Source organism: Stenotrophomonas sp. STEN035, assembly GCF_056759935.1.
The window spans coordinates 56,476-72,770 of the sequence record NZ_JBRRDY010000010.1 but is presented as its reverse complement, the minus strand read 5'-3'; the positions used below and the strand labels follow the sequence as shown (position 1 = coordinate 72,770).

15 protein-coding genes and 3 pseudogenes are annotated in these 16,295 nt (G+C 60.3%); 7 read left to right on the top strand and 11 right to left on the bottom strand.

Annotated features, from left to right (window positions below; translation table 11 throughout):
• The first annotated feature begins 64 nt into the window (after positions 1–64).
• A protein-coding gene (locus tag ACVOLL_RS07355) for an IS3 family transposase (RefSeq protein WP_197595060.1) occupies positions 65–1,188 on the top strand; the annotation gives its coding sequence in 2 pieces (ribosomal slippage) (positions 65–341 and positions 341–1,188; 1,125 coding nt in all).
• A gap of 63 nt (positions 1,189–1,251) precedes the next feature.
• Here ACVOLL_RS07355 and ACVOLL_RS07350 read toward each other — a convergent pair.
• Genes ACVOLL_RS07350 through ACVOLL_RS07340 form a run of 3 tightly spaced genes read right to left on the bottom strand, consistent with a single transcriptional unit; the run spans position 1,252 to position 2,432 of the window.
• Positions 1,252–1,506, bottom strand: coding sequence for a hypothetical protein (locus ACVOLL_RS07350; RefSeq protein WP_282268916.1), 255 nt, complete (start codon positions 1,504–1,506; stop codon positions 1,252–1,254).
• 2 nt (positions 1,507–1,508) lie between these two features.
• Entirely contained in the window at positions 1,509–1,724 is a 216-nt protein-coding gene (locus ACVOLL_RS07345; protein ID WP_481512297.1) for a hypothetical protein, read from the bottom strand.
• Positions 1,725–1,745: 21 nt separating this feature from the next.
• Positions 1,746–2,432, bottom strand: a complete 687-nt coding sequence (locus ACVOLL_RS07340; RefSeq protein ID WP_481512296.1) for a J domain-containing protein — start codon at positions 2,430–2,432, stop codon at positions 1,746–1,748.
• A 164-nt stretch (positions 2,433–2,596) separates the two neighbouring features.
• On the opposite strand from ACVOLL_RS07340, the gene ACVOLL_RS07335 reads away from it, so the two are divergent.
• On the top strand, positions 2,597–2,944 hold the full coding sequence (locus ACVOLL_RS07335; RefSeq protein WP_082746590.1) for a helix-turn-helix domain-containing protein: 348 nt from the start codon (positions 2,597–2,599) through the stop codon (positions 2,942–2,944).
• A 248-nt stretch (positions 2,945–3,192) separates the two neighbouring features.
• On the opposite strand, the gene ACVOLL_RS07330 is transcribed toward ACVOLL_RS07335, so the two are convergent.
• A complete protein-coding gene (locus ACVOLL_RS07330) occupies positions 3,193–3,687 on the bottom strand; it encodes a JAB domain-containing protein (protein ID WP_481512295.1) in 495 nt (164 codons plus the stop codon).
• The gene (locus ACVOLL_RS07325; protein WP_481512294.1) at positions 3,684–4,640 is read right to left on the bottom strand and encodes a DUF932 domain-containing protein; all 957 of its coding nucleotides are present in this window, start codon (positions 4,638–4,640) and stop codon (positions 3,684–3,686) included. Before ACVOLL_RS07325 ends, ACVOLL_RS07330 begins: the two co-directional genes overlap by 4 nt.
• A gap of 421 nt (positions 4,641–5,061) precedes the next feature.
• Here ACVOLL_RS07325 and ACVOLL_RS07320 point away from each other — a divergent pair.
• A pseudogene (locus ACVOLL_RS07320) lies at positions 5,062–6,496 on the top strand (IS1182 family transposase).
• Between the two features lie 152 nt (positions 6,497–6,648).
• Here ACVOLL_RS07320 and ACVOLL_RS07315 read toward each other — a convergent pair.
• Positions 6,649–9,281 (bottom strand): annotated as a pseudogene (locus ACVOLL_RS07315) (excinuclease ABC subunit UvrA).
• A gap of 243 nt (positions 9,282–9,524) precedes the next feature.
• On the opposite strand from ACVOLL_RS07315, the gene ACVOLL_RS07310 reads away from it, so the two are divergent.
• A complete protein-coding gene (locus ACVOLL_RS07310; RefSeq protein WP_481512293.1) occupies positions 9,525–9,827 on the top strand; it encodes a putative quinol monooxygenase in 303 nt (100 codons plus the stop codon).
• A gap of 818 nt (positions 9,828–10,645) precedes the next feature.
• On the opposite strand, the gene ACVOLL_RS07305 is transcribed toward ACVOLL_RS07310, so the two are convergent.
• Positions 10,646–11,482 carry a CPBP family intramembrane glutamic endopeptidase gene (locus tag ACVOLL_RS07305; RefSeq protein WP_481512292.1) on the bottom strand — a complete coding sequence of 279 codons (837 nt, stop codon included), beginning with the start codon at positions 11,480–11,482 and terminating at the stop codon, positions 10,646–10,648.
• A gap of 48 nt (positions 11,483–11,530) precedes the next feature.
• A complete protein-coding gene (locus tag ACVOLL_RS07300; RefSeq protein WP_481512291.1) occupies positions 11,531–11,761 on the bottom strand; it encodes a hypothetical protein in 231 nt (76 codons plus the stop codon).
• A 449-nt stretch (positions 11,762–12,210) separates the two neighbouring features.
• Here ACVOLL_RS07300 and ACVOLL_RS07295 point away from each other — a divergent pair, with 449 nt between their 5' ends.
• Positions 12,211–12,390 (top strand): hypothetical protein, encoded by a 180-nt coding sequence (locus ACVOLL_RS07295; RefSeq protein WP_156455860.1) that lies wholly within the window; start codon positions 12,211–12,213, stop codon positions 12,388–12,390.
• Positions 12,391–12,425: 35 nt separating this feature from the next.
• Here ACVOLL_RS07295 and ACVOLL_RS07290 read toward each other — a convergent pair.
• Positions 12,426–13,041: pseudogene (locus ACVOLL_RS07290) on the bottom strand (DUF488 domain-containing protein).
• A 785-nt stretch (positions 13,042–13,826) separates the two neighbouring features.
• Between ACVOLL_RS07290 and ACVOLL_RS07285 the strand changes: the two are divergent.
• Positions 13,827–14,078 (top strand): hypothetical protein, encoded by a 252-nt coding sequence (locus ACVOLL_RS07285; RefSeq protein WP_296251558.1) that lies wholly within the window; start codon positions 13,827–13,829, stop codon positions 14,076–14,078.
• 132 nt (positions 14,079–14,210) lie between these two features.
• Here the strand turns inward: ACVOLL_RS07285 and ACVOLL_RS07280 are convergent, their stop codons facing one another.
• Positions 14,211–14,351: a hypothetical protein gene (locus ACVOLL_RS07280; RefSeq protein ID WP_481512290.1), complete on the bottom strand. Its 141-nt coding sequence runs from the start codon at positions 14,349–14,351 to the stop codon at positions 14,211–14,213.
• Positions 14,352–14,654: 303 nt separating this feature from the next.
• Between ACVOLL_RS07280 and ACVOLL_RS07275 the strand changes: the two genes are divergently transcribed.
• Positions 14,655–15,881 (top strand): IS256 family transposase, encoded by a 1,227-nt coding sequence (locus tag ACVOLL_RS07275; RefSeq protein ID WP_481512289.1) that lies wholly within the window; start codon positions 14,655–14,657, stop codon positions 15,879–15,881.
• Positions 15,882–15,950: 69 nt separating this feature from the next.
• On the opposite strand, the gene ACVOLL_RS07270 is transcribed toward ACVOLL_RS07275, so the two are convergent.
• Positions 15,951–16,259 (bottom strand): helix-turn-helix domain-containing protein, encoded by a 309-nt coding sequence (locus ACVOLL_RS07270; RefSeq protein ID WP_202935623.1) that lies wholly within the window; start codon positions 16,257–16,259, stop codon positions 15,951–15,953.
• Positions 16,260–16,295 lie beyond the last annotated feature (36 nt).

Genomic DNA, 16,295 nt, shown 5'->3' with positions numbered 1-16,295 from the left:
TTCTTTGGTGAGAGCGACGTCCCCCCAAGATTGAGTAGCACAACGGTTTGGAGTCCAATCCTCAATGACAAGGAGATTGGACGTGAAGAAGCGCTTTACCGAAGAACAGATCATTGGCTTCCTGCGTGAGGCTGAAGCAGGCATGCCCATCAAGGATCTTTGCCGCCGGCACGGCTTCAGCGAGGCCTCGTACTACCTGTGGCGCAGCAAGTTCGGCGGTATGAGCGTGCCAGATGCCAAGCGACTGAAGGACCTGGAAGCGGAGAACACGCGCCTGAAGAAGCTACTGGCTGAGCAGGTATTCGAGAACGACGTGATCAAGGACGCCTTGCGAAAAAAGTGGTGACCGCACCAGTGCGCAGGCTGCTGGTGCGGAGCATGGTTGAGAAGGGGTTGAGCGAACGACGAGCGCTGGCGGTAGCGCGCATGAGCGCCAGCGCGTTGCGATATGTGCCCAGACCCGACAACAACGCCGAGCTTCGTGAGCAGATCGCCGCTTTGGCGCAACGGCACAAACGCTACGGTGTGGGCATGATCCATCTGAAGCTGCGGCAGCAAGGGCTTGTTGTGAACTACAAGCGGGTGGAGCGCCTGTACAAGGAAGCCGGCCTGCAGGTGCGTCGTAGGAAGCGCAAGAAGGTGCCAGTAGGTGAGCGCCAGCCGCTGATACGGCCGTCCGCTGCAAATGAAGTGTGGTCGATGGACTTCGTATTTGATCGAACTGCTGAGGGTCGGGTGATCAAGTGTCTGACCATCGTCGACGATGCGACCCATGAGGCAGTTGCCATCGAAGTGGAGCGAGCCATATCTGGCCAAGGAGTCTCCAGAGTGCTGGACAGGCTGGCAGTTCAGCGCGGCCTACCTCGAGTTATCAGGACGGACAATGGAAAGGAATTTTGCGGAAAAGCCATGGTTGCCTGGGCTCACGACAAGGAAATCGCCCTGCGCTTGATCGAGCCAGGGAAACCGAATCAGAACGCCTATGTTGAGTCGTTCAACGGCCGGCTACGCGATGAATGCCTCAATGAACACTGGTTCCCAACATTGCTCCATGCCCGTACCAGCATCGAAAGCTGGCGACGTGACTACAACGAAGAAAGGCCAAAAAGAGCACTCGGCGGGATGACACCTGCCCAGTACGCCGCGCAGCTGGTGGCGAAGACAGATAAGATCAAAACCGGACTCTAAACCCGACCTCTACTCAGGCCGGGGGGACGTCGGGACCACCCTGCGCTTGACCCGCAGCTAGGCTCACCGGCACTGACCAGCAGCTACCTGTACTTGCTCGGCAAAGCCCATTGGTGGATAGCCACGCTTGTCTATGGCGACCAATCCCTTTTCGCCGTAATGCTCTTGTAGCTTGTCTATAGCGCAGGAACACTGGGCTTTCGGGGCACCACTGCTCATGCAGCTATCAATGAACTCGCCCCGGACTTTGTCTAGATCGCTCTTGCAGCCACCGAGTGACACCAGAAGCATTGCTAGCAGAGAGATTCTGATCAGCATGCTTACCGCCTCCTTACGAGCGCCAGTACGGCGATGATCACGAGAACCCAGATCACGCCACTGATCAGCTTGCCGATCGACGGGAACATCACTGCTGGCCACACCAGGGCTTGACCCAGGTTGTAGAAGAAACCCTTGTACGCATAGCGCCCCCAGATATCGAAGCAGATCGCTGCGATGAGTACGGTCACGCCGTACACGCCTATCAAGTACCTCATGTGTTTCCTCGTTGGTTGGAGTTAGTGCGTTTGTTTCAGATGCTCACTGACGGCCTCGAACAGCAGGCGCAGGTCGTCGGGGTTGGGAATGCTCAAGCTGATGAACGGCTCGCCATGGATGCGCACGTGGGAGCCGTGGGCAGTGATCTGGGATAGGCAGCCCAGCAGACGGGTCTCCACCGCCTCGAATTTGGCCTTGCCCCTGATCTGGGCCTCGGTGATCAGCACGCCCTCCCTGGCACCGCCAAACACGGTGTCATCGATAAGCACGACAACGTCTTGAGCCCGCAGCCCGTCTCCGTAGCTGTCCAGAGCCCCTAGGAGCTTCTTCCTGGGGATGTGGGGAGCCACGAACACGCGCTCGAAGGGCTCGTTGCTGAACTCGAGCCCTTCCAGTGCCTCTCGAAGTGAGCGGAGCGGCGGAGCCTCTGAGGCCTTGGCTCGCTCCCTTCGGGGGCCTGGATCAGCCGGCTTCGCCGACGCTTGCGTACGGTCGAAGCGCTCGCGTTGGTCCGGGTCCTTGAGGACCGAATATGCCCTGTTGACCGCCTGCATCTTGGCCGTCGCCCATGCGACGGCGGCCTCGTCCCCTGCCTCATATCGGTCCGGGTGGTACTGGCTCCGTCGGCCTTTGTAGGCCAGCTCAATTTCCCAGAGCTGTGCCTCGGGGCGGACCCCGAGGACTTCGTAGTAGTCCTCTTGTGACATTTGGATATCTGTCAATCCTTAGGCGCACGCGCCTCTTGAAAGGTCTGAGTGGTTGTTACGGGATCAGTTGGACAAGACCACCGCCCCACTATTTGCCATAATGGCAAATGTGATGCGATGATGAAACAGGCAGACTTGGACACCGCTTGCTTCGTGCCGTTTCCATGCCTGCTCCGTCCATTCCAAAATCCGTCTTTGGTCGTCGCCTGCGCGCGGCCCGACTGGAAGCTGGGTTGAGTCAAGCTGACTTGGGGGCCGTCTTGGGCTTGGAAGATTCCAATAGCGCCGCACCACGTATCTCGCGCTACGAGTTGGGGTTACGAGATCCTGATCCCGAAACCGCTGAAGCATTGGCCAAGGCGCTCGGCGTTCCTGTTGCTTACTTCCACGCCACATCTGACGTCTTGGCAGAAGTCATCCTTCTGGTCGCACGTCTTCCAGCATCAAGACAACAAGCCGTTCTGAACTTGATCAAGGGCTACGCAGAAGGCAAGTCCCCTCCTGCGGGCTAGGGGAAGAGTGGGAGATCCTGTTCTTCGTGACCTTGAGCCTCCACCAGGTACCTCCCAGCTCGCAATCTAAGCCGGCTGGCCGCCTCTCTAGCCCGAGCCTTCATGCGCCAGTTTCCATCGGCAGCTGAGCGCTCTACCTCCCGAGCCTGTCGGTCCAGATCAGCTGCTTTGGCACGAGCCAGCGCTGCCCTGGTCATTGACCAGGACGTCTGCGTTTCCTTCATGCTGTTCTCCTAGGTATCCGGGCCTTAGATCTGCCCGAGCTGAGCCATCGAGGTTCCTTGGCGTGCCGACACCACCAAATGGTCGACGACCCTCACCTCCACCATCGCCAGTACTTCCTTTAACCGCCTGGTGATGGCTCGATCCGCTTCTGACGGCTCGCAATGCCCGCTGGGGTGGTTGTGAGCCAGCAGGACCGCTGCCGCGTTCAGGGCCAAGGCACGCTGGAGGACAATCCGCGTATGGATCTCAGCACCACCTATGGAACCTGAGAACAATCGCTCTACGGCGATCAGGCGGTTACGGGCATCGAGGAACGCCACCTCGAAGTGCTCGCGGATTTCATGCCCTAGACGCAGGCGGAAGAACCTGCCTGCAACATCGGGGTCTCCCAGTAGGAGGCCACTGACCATTGCTCTGCTCTCTAGGATCTCCAATGCCTGAGCGAGCACGGAGTTGTCACGTTCGTTCAAACCACCAGGTAGCTCTTCCAGGCGCTGCTTCTGCAGAGCGACGTTCATGCGGCTTCCCCTAGCAGTTCCTTCCAAGCCCTCTGCTTGAGCAATGCCCCCGGGCCGAACCAGGCTGCATCCAAGCGATTCTCCGTACTCTGTGCCCGCCGATGATGGTCCACGAACTCGGTGATGCTGTTGAGCAAGCCGAACGCGGTGCCCTTGCTGGTCTTCAAGCTAGCACCCCTACCCTGCCCGTCATACAGCGCCCGCACCTTGGCAACAGCCTGCTCATTCACGACTGCCTTCCCATTCTGAGCAGCCGGATACGTGAGCAAATTCCGCAGCACGCCATCGACCGAATCAGGGTTCACAGGTGTCTCGCATAGGATCCGCATCCGCTCCACGAAGACATGCCAGCCCTCAACGGCGATACCCAACTGGCATTTGACCCTGTCAGCATCGAAAGCACTGCGATGCGGGACCTTGATGGCTCCGGTTCGATCCCCAACAGCGATCTGCAGGGTGTTGTTACACACCACGCGAACTGAGGTGAACTGGGCGGTAGTAGCCAGCGTTCCGTCACAGGCCGTAGCCAGAAGAAGGTAGCCATTGACCTGATCCTGGCCGTTCAGAGCCACACCCTGCCCAGTACGGGCCAATGCCCAGAACTTCCGCCCACCGCGTAGGACTCCTGCGGTTTCCAGCTCGAAACCGCTGTAGCGCGTCAGGTCGCGGTAGAACTCAAGGATCTCCCGCGGCTGAACTACTTGATAGCGCTTGGACACCACGGCCAACGGTCGCTTGGTGTCAGAGCGATAAAGCACCTTCTGTCCGGGGAATGCCCGCACCGGATACTGATCTTCAGCCTCGGCGGCGAATCGCACTTCGGCCTCCTCCAAGGACCAATTCATGCCGGCACGCTCGCGCCACACTTCAATGGATTGCCCTGGAGCCAGCTGGCTTCCGATGCCATGCCATGGGACTTGGCCTGCATAGGCCATGGTTTCAACGTGATGCATCTCGGTCTCCTTTCATAGACGGCATAACGCACAAAGCCCGGACAGTGCCGGGCCTTGTGCGTCTATCTGGATGGTTGGTTTAGTCGTAGTAATCGCGGCCGAACTGGTCGGGGCGGGTGAACGAACAACGGGCTACGGCCGACAAGATGGCCGCAGCCACAATGAAGACGCAGTAGAGGAACTCGGATTTATCTTTCATGCTTAGTACTCGAAGCGATACGCCAATGCGCGGCGCACACGCAAAGCAGGGGAATCCCGCTTCATCGTAGTAATAAGGGTCTGAAATACGTTTCAATCAAAGACAGCAACGATGAGGCCCAACACTCAAGCTCGACACGCCGAACGGCAACTCCCGGCCGAGGCTGTGTGAAAACCCCTGCGCCACTGGCGATATCTCAGCACCATTCGGTTGGTGCTGAGCATGAAGCGATTCGTCGATGGCGTTGATCGATCACAGGGGCTTTTGTTGCCTGATCGGCTCGAAGATTACGTCCACGAAGACAATCCGGTGCGGGTGGTCGATGCTTTCGTTGATGCGCTCGATCTGAGTGTCCTGGGCTGTGGGACCGTCGATCGCGCCGCTGGTGGCCGGCCCGCTTATCACCCAGCCGCGCTGCTCAAGATCTACATCTACGGCTTTCTCAACCGCATCCAGTCCAGCCGGCGTCTGGAGCGCGAAGCGCAGCGTAACCTCGAACTGATTTGGCTGACCGGGCGATTGGCGCCGGACTTCAAGACGATCGCCGACTTCCGCAAAAACAACGGCACCGCCATCATGTCAGTGTGCAGTCGCTTCATTGCACTGTGTCGGAACATGAAGGTCTTCTCGCATGCTGTGGTTGCGATCGACGGAAGCAAGCTCAAGGCCGTGAACAGCCGAGAGCGGAACTTCACCACCGGCAAGATCAAGGCGCGTCGCGAAATGTTGGACCAGAGCGTCGTGCGCTATCTGGCCGAGCTGGATCGGGCTGATCGTGATCCAGCGCTGCTGCCGGAGGGGCGCGTCCCCCATCTGAAGGACAAGCTGGCGAAGGTACGTGATCAGATGAAAACGCTCGATGCCATCGAACAACAGCTCAAGGGCAAGCCGGACCACCAGATATCACTAACTGATCCCGATGCACGTTCGATGACCTCAAGCGGACGCGGAACCGGCACCGTGGGCTACAACCTCCAAGCGGCGGTTGACGCCGAACATCATCTGATCGTCGCCCCAGATCACCAACGCCGGTAACGATCGCGCCCAACTCTTTGGCATGGCTACGATGGCCAAGGACGCACTTGGAACTCAGCACATGACAGCGTTGGCTGACCGTGGCTACTTCAACGCCCCCGAGATACTGGCGTGTGAGCAGGTGGGCATCATCCCGTTGGTTCCGAAGCCACTAACGTCCAACAGCAAGGCGGAAGGAAGGTTCGACAAGCGGGACTTTATCTACGACCCAGTGGTCGATGCCTATCAATGTCCGGCGGGCGAATTGGCCATCCACCGCTTTACCACCGAAGAGAACGGACTGAAATTGCACAAATACTGGTCGTCGGCCTGTCCCGACTGCCCGATGCGTACCAGATGCACGACGTCCAACTACCGACGCGTTGGTCGATGGGAGCACGAACACGTACTTAAGGCGATGCAGCTCCGCCTCAACGCTAGGCCACAAGTCGCTATCTTGCGAAAGCAGACCGTAGAGCACGTGTTCGGCACGCTCAAGGCGTGGTTGGGTACGACGCCACTGCTCACGAAGACGCTTCCGAAGGTCAGAACAGAGATCAGCCTGGCGGTTCTGGCTTACAACATGAAGCGCATGATCAAGATTGTCGGAATGCAAGGCATGCTGAGAGCGATCGCGGCTTGAAAACTCCGGATGATTGTTTTGACCAAACTGCGTGAGTCGTATGCGCTCTCCCCGAAAGATCATCCGCAAAGGGTTTTTACACAGCCTCGGCCAAGAGCGGCCGTAAGGCTGGGAAAACGCGTTTGCCAAAGGGAAATCGAGCAGCGCCTCGCTCAGCGTGAGTACAGCGCGCGCTGCAGGTAAGGCGCTGTGGCTCCGACGCCCCGGCTCGCTACGTCCTGCGGCACGCCCTCGGCGACGATACGACCCCCCTTCTCCCCGGCGCCCGGGCCTACGTCGATCATCCAGTCGCTGTCGGCGACGACCCGCATGTCATGTTCGACGACGACCACGGTGTTGCCTGCGTCAACCAGTTCGTGCAATTGCACCATCAGCTTGTCCACGTCGAAAGGGTGCAGTCCAGTGGTCGGCTCGTCGAGCACGTATAGCGAGTCGCCACGCTGACTGCGCTGCAGCTCGGTGGCCAGCTTGATGCGCTGGGCCTCGCCGCCGGACAGTTCCGTCGCAGGCTGCCCGAGCCGCAGGTAACCCAAGCCAATGCCGTGGAGCAATGCCAGTGCACGGTGCACGGGCACTTCGTCGGCAAAGAACGACAGCGCCTCGTCCACCGTCATCCCCAGCACTTGGGCGATGTTGCGCCCGTTCCACTCGATTTCGAGGGTCTTTTCGTTGTAACGCTTGCCGTGGCAGGTAGGGCATGGCGCGTAGACGCTCGGCATGAAGAGCAGTTCGATGCTGACGAAGCCTTCGCCCTCGCAAGTGGGGCAACGTCCCTGCGCCACGTTGAAGGAGAAGCGACCCACGCCATAGCGGCGCGCCTTCGCAGCGCGCGTGGCTGCGAACAGCTTGCGCACATGGTCGAACAGGCCGGTGTAGGTCGCCAGGTTGGACCGCGGCGTGCGGCCGATGGGCTTCTGGTCGACGTTGACCAGGCGGCGGATGGCACCCACGCCCGCACCCAGCCGGCCCGCAGTACGCGTTATTGCGTCGGGCAGCGGCATGTCGTCGCTGCTTTCCTCCACCGCCGGCTCGTGGCCGAGGTGCTCGCTCACGAGTTCCACCAGCGCCTGGCTGACCAGGCTAGACTTGCCCGAACCGGACACGCCAGTGACCGCAGTGAAGACCCCCAGTGGGATCCGCACATCGAGGCCATGCAGGTTGTTGCGTTGGATGCCGAGGAGCTCGAGCCAGCCTGACGGGCGCCGAGGCGTGCGCCGACGCGTGGGCACGGAGTCGAACAGATAGCGCCGCGTGTGCGACGCCTCGATGTCGCGCAACCCCAACGGCGGCCCGCTGTAGAGCACGCGGCCACCATGCTGGCCTGCATCCGGCCCCACATCGACAAGCCAGTCGGCGCGGCGCAGCGTATCCAGGTCGTGCTCGACGACGAACAGGGTGTTGCCGGCCGCCTTGAGCTGGCCCAGCACCGCGTGCAGGGCTTCCGCATCGGCGGGATGCAGCCCTGCCGACGGCTCGTCCAGCACGTAGACCACGCCGAACAAATTGGAGCGCGCCTGCGTCGCCAGGCGCAGCCGCTGTAGCTCGCCCGAGGAGAGCGTGGGCGTAGAACGGTCCAGCGCGAGGTAACCGAGACCCAGCCCCTGCAACGCCTCAATCCGCTCGATCAGGTCGCGAGTGATGCGTTGTGCTGCGATCCGCTTCTCCTCGGACAGGTTCGCGGTGCGCCGCACGTCCGTGCCGCCGGTATGCGGCGATCCGCCGGCGGCCACGCGACGGGCGATGTCCTTGCGTCCAGCGGCGCGGCTGCGCGTGGCGGTGGCAACTGGTGTGTCGAACCGGTGCTTCGCCGCGGGCGCCAGGAGTTCGGCGATATCAGCGAGCGGCAAACGCGACAAGGTGCCGATATCCAACCCGGCGAATGTGACCGACAGCGCTTCGCGCTTGAGGCGGCGACCGTCGCACGTCGCGCACGTGGTACCGGACATGAAGCGCGCGACACGCTTCTTCATCAGCGCGCTCTGCGTGTTGGCGAAGGTGTCTAGCACGTAGCGGCGCGCGCCGGTAAAGGTGCCCATGTAGCTGGGCTCGGTTTTGCGGCGCAGCGCCGCGCGCGTTTCAGCAGGTGTGAAACCCGCGTACACCGGAACCACTGGCTGCTCGTCGGTGTGCAGGATCCAATCGCGGTCCTTCTTCGGGAGCTCGCGCCAGGGTTTATCGATGTCATACCCCAACGTCACCAAGATGTCGCGCAGGTTTTGCCCATGCCACGCCGGTGGCCACGCTGCGATCGCCCGGTCGCGGATCGACAGCGACGGGTCGGGAACCATGGCCTCGTCCTTGACTGTGTAAACGTAGCCCAGCCCTGGCAGGTAGGGCAAGCACCCTGCGGCGTGTTGGGCGAGAAATCTTCCGCATACAGCATGGGTTGCCGGGGCGGATAGGCGCCGGCGCGCGAATACAGAATGCGTAGCAGGCTCGACAGCGTGGTGATGCTGCCCACAGTGGAGCGGACGTTCGGCGTACCGCGCTGCTGCTGCAGCGCGACTGCCGGCGGCATACCGTCGATGGCGTCGATGTCGGGTACGCCAACCTGGTCGATCAGGCGCCGCGCATAGGGCGACAGCGATTCCAGGTAGCGCCGCTGCGCCTCGGCATAGAGCGTGCCAAACGCCAGCGAAGATTTGCCCGATCCCGAGATGCCGGAGAACACGACGATTGCATCCCTCGGGAGGTCGACATCGACATCCTTGAGGTTGTGCTCACGCGCGCCTCGCACGTGCACGAAGGCGTCGAACCCGACCGGCGACGGGGACTGGTGTGGCATGGGTTCGCACTCCTGCAGATTCGTGACTATGGTAAACCTGCGCTCGCCGTCCGCGTGAAGGGGGCGTCGAGCCATCCTCACACCGTCGCAACACATCGCTCCACGGAAGCGACTAGTTTGTCAGGCAATAGCGGCCAACTGGCTAGGCGCGCCGATCCGTTGATTTCTTGGCTCAATCAAGTCCTAGGCTTCCAAGTAACGGAGGGGACGTCGTTACTCCGTCAGACCAACAGGAGACAGCTCATGGTCAAGGTTGCGCTATTCGTTCGCTTCGAAGCGAAAATCGGCAAGGAGAAAGAAGTTGAAAGCTTTCTCCTGGGTGGTCTGCCACTAGTTATGGACGAGCCCGCCACGACCGTCTGGTTCGGAATTCGCCTCGGGCCAACAACCTTCGGCATTTTCGATGCCTTTCCCGACGATGCGGGCCGGGAGGCCCATTTCGCCGGCAAGGTTGCAGCGGCCTTGATGGCCAAGGCCGAGGAAATGTTCTCCGAGCCGCCGACCATCGAGAAAGTCGACGTGCTCACGGCAAAGCTACCCAGCTAGGCAAGTGGGGCAAGCCGCCACTCGGAGACGCCTTCGGGCGGCTTCGTTGTTTGCCCAACCAAGTCATTGCCATGCCCTCCCCGTCCCTACGTTCGAAATCCATCCCACGGCTCTGCAGCAACCAAGCCGTGCCTCGGAAATCACTGGTCTCTTAGACGGTCGCACCGCACACGGGCTTGTGTATCGACTTATGCGCGACCCGCGTCCGATGTCTATGATGCCTCCTGCATTTCCCTAGCCTCTCAATCGTTGGCTTCGCCGAGGGCCAAGGCCGACGCCAGAGGCCTCGACGATTCCAGCCTCCTGTGGAGCGGGACTTCGCCCAACGCGATTCCACAGGGCGTGGCTCCGGGACTTGTGACCTGCGTGCTCGCAGGGATTGCCTAAGTTGTCGCTGTCCGCTTCGGGTCGCACGCCCTGCGGCCCGATGCACTCGTTGCGAGACGTAAACCGAAGGTGGCCTGGTCGAACTCTATCGAGGAAGCCACATCACTCTCCGTTGACACTTCAGCAAAGGCAGTCTCGGTTCCAGTCGGTACTGGGACTGGCATCACGAACCTAAGCTGCCTCTAGATCGCTAAATACCTCGAGCGGAATCCGTACAAGCAGCAGATTGCAGTGCGAGCACCCGCTGCTTCCGGATGAGCCTGCACTTATGTCCTGCGCGCTGCCGAAAACCCGGAGGTTTGCTCAAGCCCCATGAGATCGGCCCGACGACCGCTAGCAGACGCTCAATCGCTTGGTCGTCGCCGGTACGGCGCGAACCAGCATCCGATCGGCAAGTGCCGGGACGGGGAGATGCCGCCCCAGTAGTGGCGTTACCTGCTGGTCGGCGAGAAATTGTGAGCTCCACGCGTCCTTGGCCACTGAATCCACGCGATCGCGGCGACGAAGAAAACGCTGCACAGGTAACTGCCTTCCGGCCCTTGCGCGCCACCGGTGAAGGTGTCGAGGCCTTGCGGGCGCAGCGCCACCAGGAGTGCCGGCAAGTGCGCATGCATACCGGCGACGGGCAGTTCGAAGCCGGTTGCGAGCAACCAGTTCCACCCCGCGTGCCAGCCCATCACGCCCCAGATACTGCCAGTCCACAGTGCCCAGGCGCAGGCGAACAGCGAGAACAGGGACGTGCTGAGGATGATCAGGGGCGGCTGGTGCGGACTGAAATGCAGGAAGCAGAAAACGAGCGACACAAGCAGCACTGCCACGGCGACATTAGTCTTGCGCGGCACCACCGACAGCATCCAACCGCGGAAGATGACTTCCTCCACGGTCGCTTGGAACATGAAACTTACTAGCAGCAGACTCACGGGCGAGCGCCATGCTTGCCCCAAGCCTGCGGCCTGCATGCCGCCTGCCATCCAGATCGTGACTACGACCAGCGCGACTGTGCCGAATCCAACGGCAAGTCCGCGCAGGACGGTTTTCAGCCGTACCGGACCGGTCAGCCCGATGCTCGCCAGCGAGCGCCCTTCGACCAAGCGTACCCAGGCGAGCACGCCCGCCAGCGTTGGCGGGAAGGCGCAGTCCGCGAGGAAGGGTTCGACCCGAGCGATCTGTTCCAGCTTGGGCCTATCCTCGGGTCGTTTCGTGTGTTCGATGGCCCGCTCTACGGTTTCCCGCGCATCGGCCTCGCCATCGAGGTCGGCCACCAGCACGTAGAAAATTGCACCGGCAGCACCAGCATCGAGGCCCGTCTCCGTGCGTCAGAAGTCCAGCGCATAGGCGCCGACGGAAGGCGATGAACCGAAGGCCTTTACGTAGCCTTTGCTGAGGACGACGGGGACATTCTCGAAGGCGATCGCACCCTTGTGCTTCAGATCGGGGAGTCGCTCCTTGAGGAAGCTGTAGACCTCGCGTTCCAGCGTCGCGAGCGCGCTGCCCTTCTGGCCGATGAAGGCCTCGGCCTGTGACCAGCAGGGTTGGAACTTTGGCACGTGGTACTGGTCTTGCGGGAGCCCCTACGCGAAATTACAGCACCCAAAGTTGCATCCCCGCCCTCGCTGGTCCATGCTGGGGGGGAGCGCTTGTGGGGCCAAATCATGGTTACGCGTTCTTTTAACTACTTTGCTCTTCGATCAGACTTTGATCGTTCAGCCCACCATCTCGTCGCCACCTGCACAGCATTGGCGTCTAACGAGCGTCAGGCGTTGCTCGAGGGCTTGGCTGATTTAGCAGCGAAAATTGCAGACGGAGTCCAAGGTCATCGGGAAGAAGCGGCCATCCTCATAAGCATTCAACGAGTAATGCAGAGGGTGAAGCGTGAGGTATTCACACACGCAACTTCCCCACTCGACCACAATCCTTCATGGCTCCCTGCCTATCAGTGTGTTATCGAAGCAAGCCAAGAACGATGAAACCGTGCCTCACAGAAACCGAGTTGGAAATGATCCAGAGTGCCTACAAGCTCTATGGGGCAAGTGACGGTTTCTGGATTACTTTCAATATCATCACAGAAGCGGTTACTCAAAGAAGCGATTGTTCCGGGAAGGAAGTGACAGACATGGTCAAGAGTGCGTTTAAAGAGTTGGCTCGAACAGACAGCGCGTTCGATGAAGCTTTTTGAATAACAGTAGAGAAAAAGAGCCCGGCGTACCGGGCTCACGGTGCTACTCCCCAGTAGATGCCTCGGATCATGGCCCCCGCCCTCAGTTCAGTCAACCATTTCTGCGCACTCGGCCAGGAGCTCGGCTGGGTTGCTCTTAAAGCAAGCCGAGCTGCAAATGGGGGATATATAAGGCCCTCACCCGCCCGCTGCGCCATGGGATTGAGTCTGTGCGGGTCCGGTGCTCGTTCGGTCTGGATATGCAGCACTTGGTGACCCCGGTGCACTAGAAGGTCCGAAATCAACCGCCGATGGCAGCGCCACCACAGTAGCTCTGCACACATCAATGCCGTCCGACTTCTCGCGGCAGCAGCCAAGGCTTGTTCAAGCCCATCAGCAAACCCTGCGCTGGCCATGTGGTCTGCGTAGCCCTGAAACGATGAGTTCCTCCACCCGCCGTTCGCCGACCTTGACTGCACTGTTCGCCGCCCTCTAGCCGGGAACCCAATGATAGCCAATGCCTTCCCGAGGCAATTGCGCACTCATCGCGTCGCTGCCGAACCAAGGAAACTTTCGGAAGCCAGGAAACCGTCTGACACCCGGAACTGAGTCGATTTGGTTGGCTTGCAGAACATCGATAAAAGCGCCCCACGTGCCCGTTGAGTACCCCATCGTCCAAACAGTCATGGGTTTTTCCTGCCATCGATCTCAACCCGACTACGCTGGAATTCTTTGCCCAAAGAGCGGGGGCGGGTAGTCTAGAACTTACCTCGACACCTTCGCCTCAGCTGCCCGCTCACCTCTGGCAACAGCGCCAGACCCGGTGATAGGATTTTCCGGTCCGACCGCCTGGCACCTTTCATGAACGAGCACACTTCAACTCAGTGCTTAACTCTGTCCGAGCTTGCCCAGCTGCGGCTCGCGTTTGAGCGCTACGGGACCGGGGATGGGTTCTGGCTCGCTTATACCGACATCCTTGATGCAGCCACCAACAGGCTTGGGTGCGACCGAAATATCGTGAACGAAGAAATGCGGAACGCTTTCCGGAAGTGGGCTAGGGAGGACCCTCAGTTCCTCTGATCGGCCAGAAGCGCCGGCCGTTCCGTCCCCCTGATCAGCGCCTGCCAGACCGTTCCAACGACGGATGCCTATCGGACGATGAGCTGACCGCGCTGCGCCAAGCCTTCGAGCGCTACGGTTCGGGCGATGGGTTCTGGATGGCCTTTGAGGACGTTATGGAACAGGCTGCTACTCGGCGGCGTTGCAGCTGCCAGATCGTGCTCAATGAAATGTGGGCCACCTTCCGCACCTGGTCGAAGAGCGACCCCCGATTCTAGTAGGGGCAAAATGCCTTTCGCCTCCCCTCTGCCAAGCATGGCCAGCCGCCCGGTCGCATGCCCCTCTTGCGGGACGGCGGCCGGAGGTTTCAAATACCGTCTTTCATACCTGTACCGCCGATGGCCTCCTCCCCTCATTTCCAGCTCCTGGAAGAGCTCGTCCACTCCATGGAAAATGAAGTGCAAGACCTCTCGACTGGCGACCGCGTCAGCAAACTCGAGGCCGTACGTCAAGCTGCAGCCCGAGCATTTGCTTGCTGTGAGCAAGCAGATGAGGAGGCAATAGATGCGCTGGTACAGCGCGCCTGCGAAGCGGCCGTAGTACCAACTGACGCAAAGAAGGATGAACTGACGACATTGATTGAGCAGTGACAGACCGCGCCCATCTTTGCTGCCTGTCGCCAATTGGCTGGTAGAACTCGGTGTGGCTCAAGAAAGCAGCCTGCAGGGACTGGTTTAGCCCCCGCTCTCCGCTCCGGTCTCAATCCCAAAGTGCGCCGCAGCCTAGTGCGTGTACGCCGCCTTGATGCCGGCCACGATCACTGCAGCCGGCAATGGCTCGGTCGCCCCCACGTCGTAGCTGTCCCCCAGCACCTGCGCAATCGAGTTCTCGATCACCGGGCCCAGGCTTTCCGCCCGCTTCACATCCCCGATGCAGTGCCACCACTGCGTGTGCCAGAGCACTTTCCCTTCACTGCTGGGCGTGTGCAGATTTTGTGTAAACGGGATTCGGGTAACAGCTGAGGGAGTCGCCCCTCAAACTGGATGGTAAATCGGTTCAGGACTACCTTCCAATCACGGATGGGTAAGGTCCATCGTTTGCTGATGTTTGAGTCGCCCGAGATGCTCTAGACAGACGAACGACAGCTTCTGGCCGCATCCGGGCCTGTCCTAGATTTTGTGTAAACGGGTCACCGGCAGGAAACTGCCATCTGACCTGGAGCTACCATGAGTTCACGAAAACATGAAGTACCCAACGAGTTGCTGAGCAGCTTGTTGGCTAACTACAAGAGACCTGAGGACCTGATCGGCGAGAACGGCCTGCTAAAGCAGTTGACCAAGCTGCTGGTTGAGAAGGCGCTCGATGCAGAGATGACCGAGCACTTGGGGCATGAGAAACACGAGCCGGTGGCCAACGGTGCTGGCAACACCCGCAACGGCCGCAGTCGCAAGACGCTCAAGGGTGAGTTTGGCGAGCTACCTATCGAGGTGCCACGCGATCGCCAAGGCACCTTCGAGCCCAGGCTAATTCCGAAGCACCAGACCCGTTGGAGTGGGTTCGACGACAAGATCCTGTCACTGTACGCACGTGGGATGACCGTGCGCGAGATCCAGGCACACCTGGAGGAGATGTACGGGGCCGAGGTGTCGCCGAGCTTAATTTCATCGGTCACAGACGCAGTGGTGGATGAGGTCAAGGCGTGGCAGGCGCGCCCGCTCGATCCGGTCTATCCGATCGTGTACTTGGACTGCATCCACGTCAAAGTTCGAGACGGTGCAGTTCGAGTCAAGGCGGTCTACCTGGCCATCGGTATAACGATGAGCGGTGAGAAGGAAGTTCTGGGCTTGTGGCTGGCCCAAACCGAGGGTGCGAAGTTCTGGTTGCAAGTGGTGACGGAGCTACGTAATCGTGGCGTGCAAGACATCTTCATCGCCTGTGTCGACGGCCTGAAGGGCTTCCCTGAGGCTATCGAGGCAGTGTTTCCGTACACCACGGTGCAACTATGCATCGTGCATATGGTCAGGCACAGCTTGAACTATGTGTCGTGGAAGCGGCGACTAGAAGTGGCCGCCGACCTCAAGCGCATCTACACCTGCGCCACCGCCGAGGAAGCTGAGCAACGGCTCACCGAGTTCGAGGCACGCTGGGACAAGGAGTACCTGCCGATTGGCCAGTCTTGGCGGCGTAACTGGACACGGTTAACCCCATTTTTCGACTATCCACCCGAGATCCGTAAGGTTATCTATACAACCAACGCAATCGAGTCGGTGAACATGGGGCTACGAAAATTAACCAAGCACCGCGGCGCGTTTCCGAGCGACGAAGCTCTCATCAAGCTGCTCTACCTCGCGTTGCGCAACATCAGCAAACGATGGACCTTACCCATCCGTGATTGGAAGGCAGTCCTGAACCGATTTACCATCCAGTTTGAGGGGCGGCTCCCTCAGCTGTAACCCGAATCCCGTTTACACAAAAATCTGCACACGCTCGTCTCCAGCCGTACATGCACCAAAGGCCTTTGGTCATCCACCGCGTCGCAACTCCCTGACACCCCGGCCCAGCTTGCGGCGCAGCAGGGCCCGCAGGGTCACCCCATCCGAGTACCCGACCTGTGCGGCGACCTGGTCGACGCTGGCGTTCCCGGTGCGCAAGAGATGGACGGCATGCTCCACGCGCAGGTCCTGGAAATACGACAGCGGTGTCTTTCCCAAAACGCTTTGCAGCCGCCGCGCCAAGGTGCGCTCGCTTGTGCCCGCGGCACTGGCCGCCTCGGCCAGCGAGAAACCCTGCGCGAGCCGACGTCTGGCCCAGCACTCGAAGCGCTCCACCATCGGGTCGGCATGCGCAAGGTGGTCGGGAATCACGAA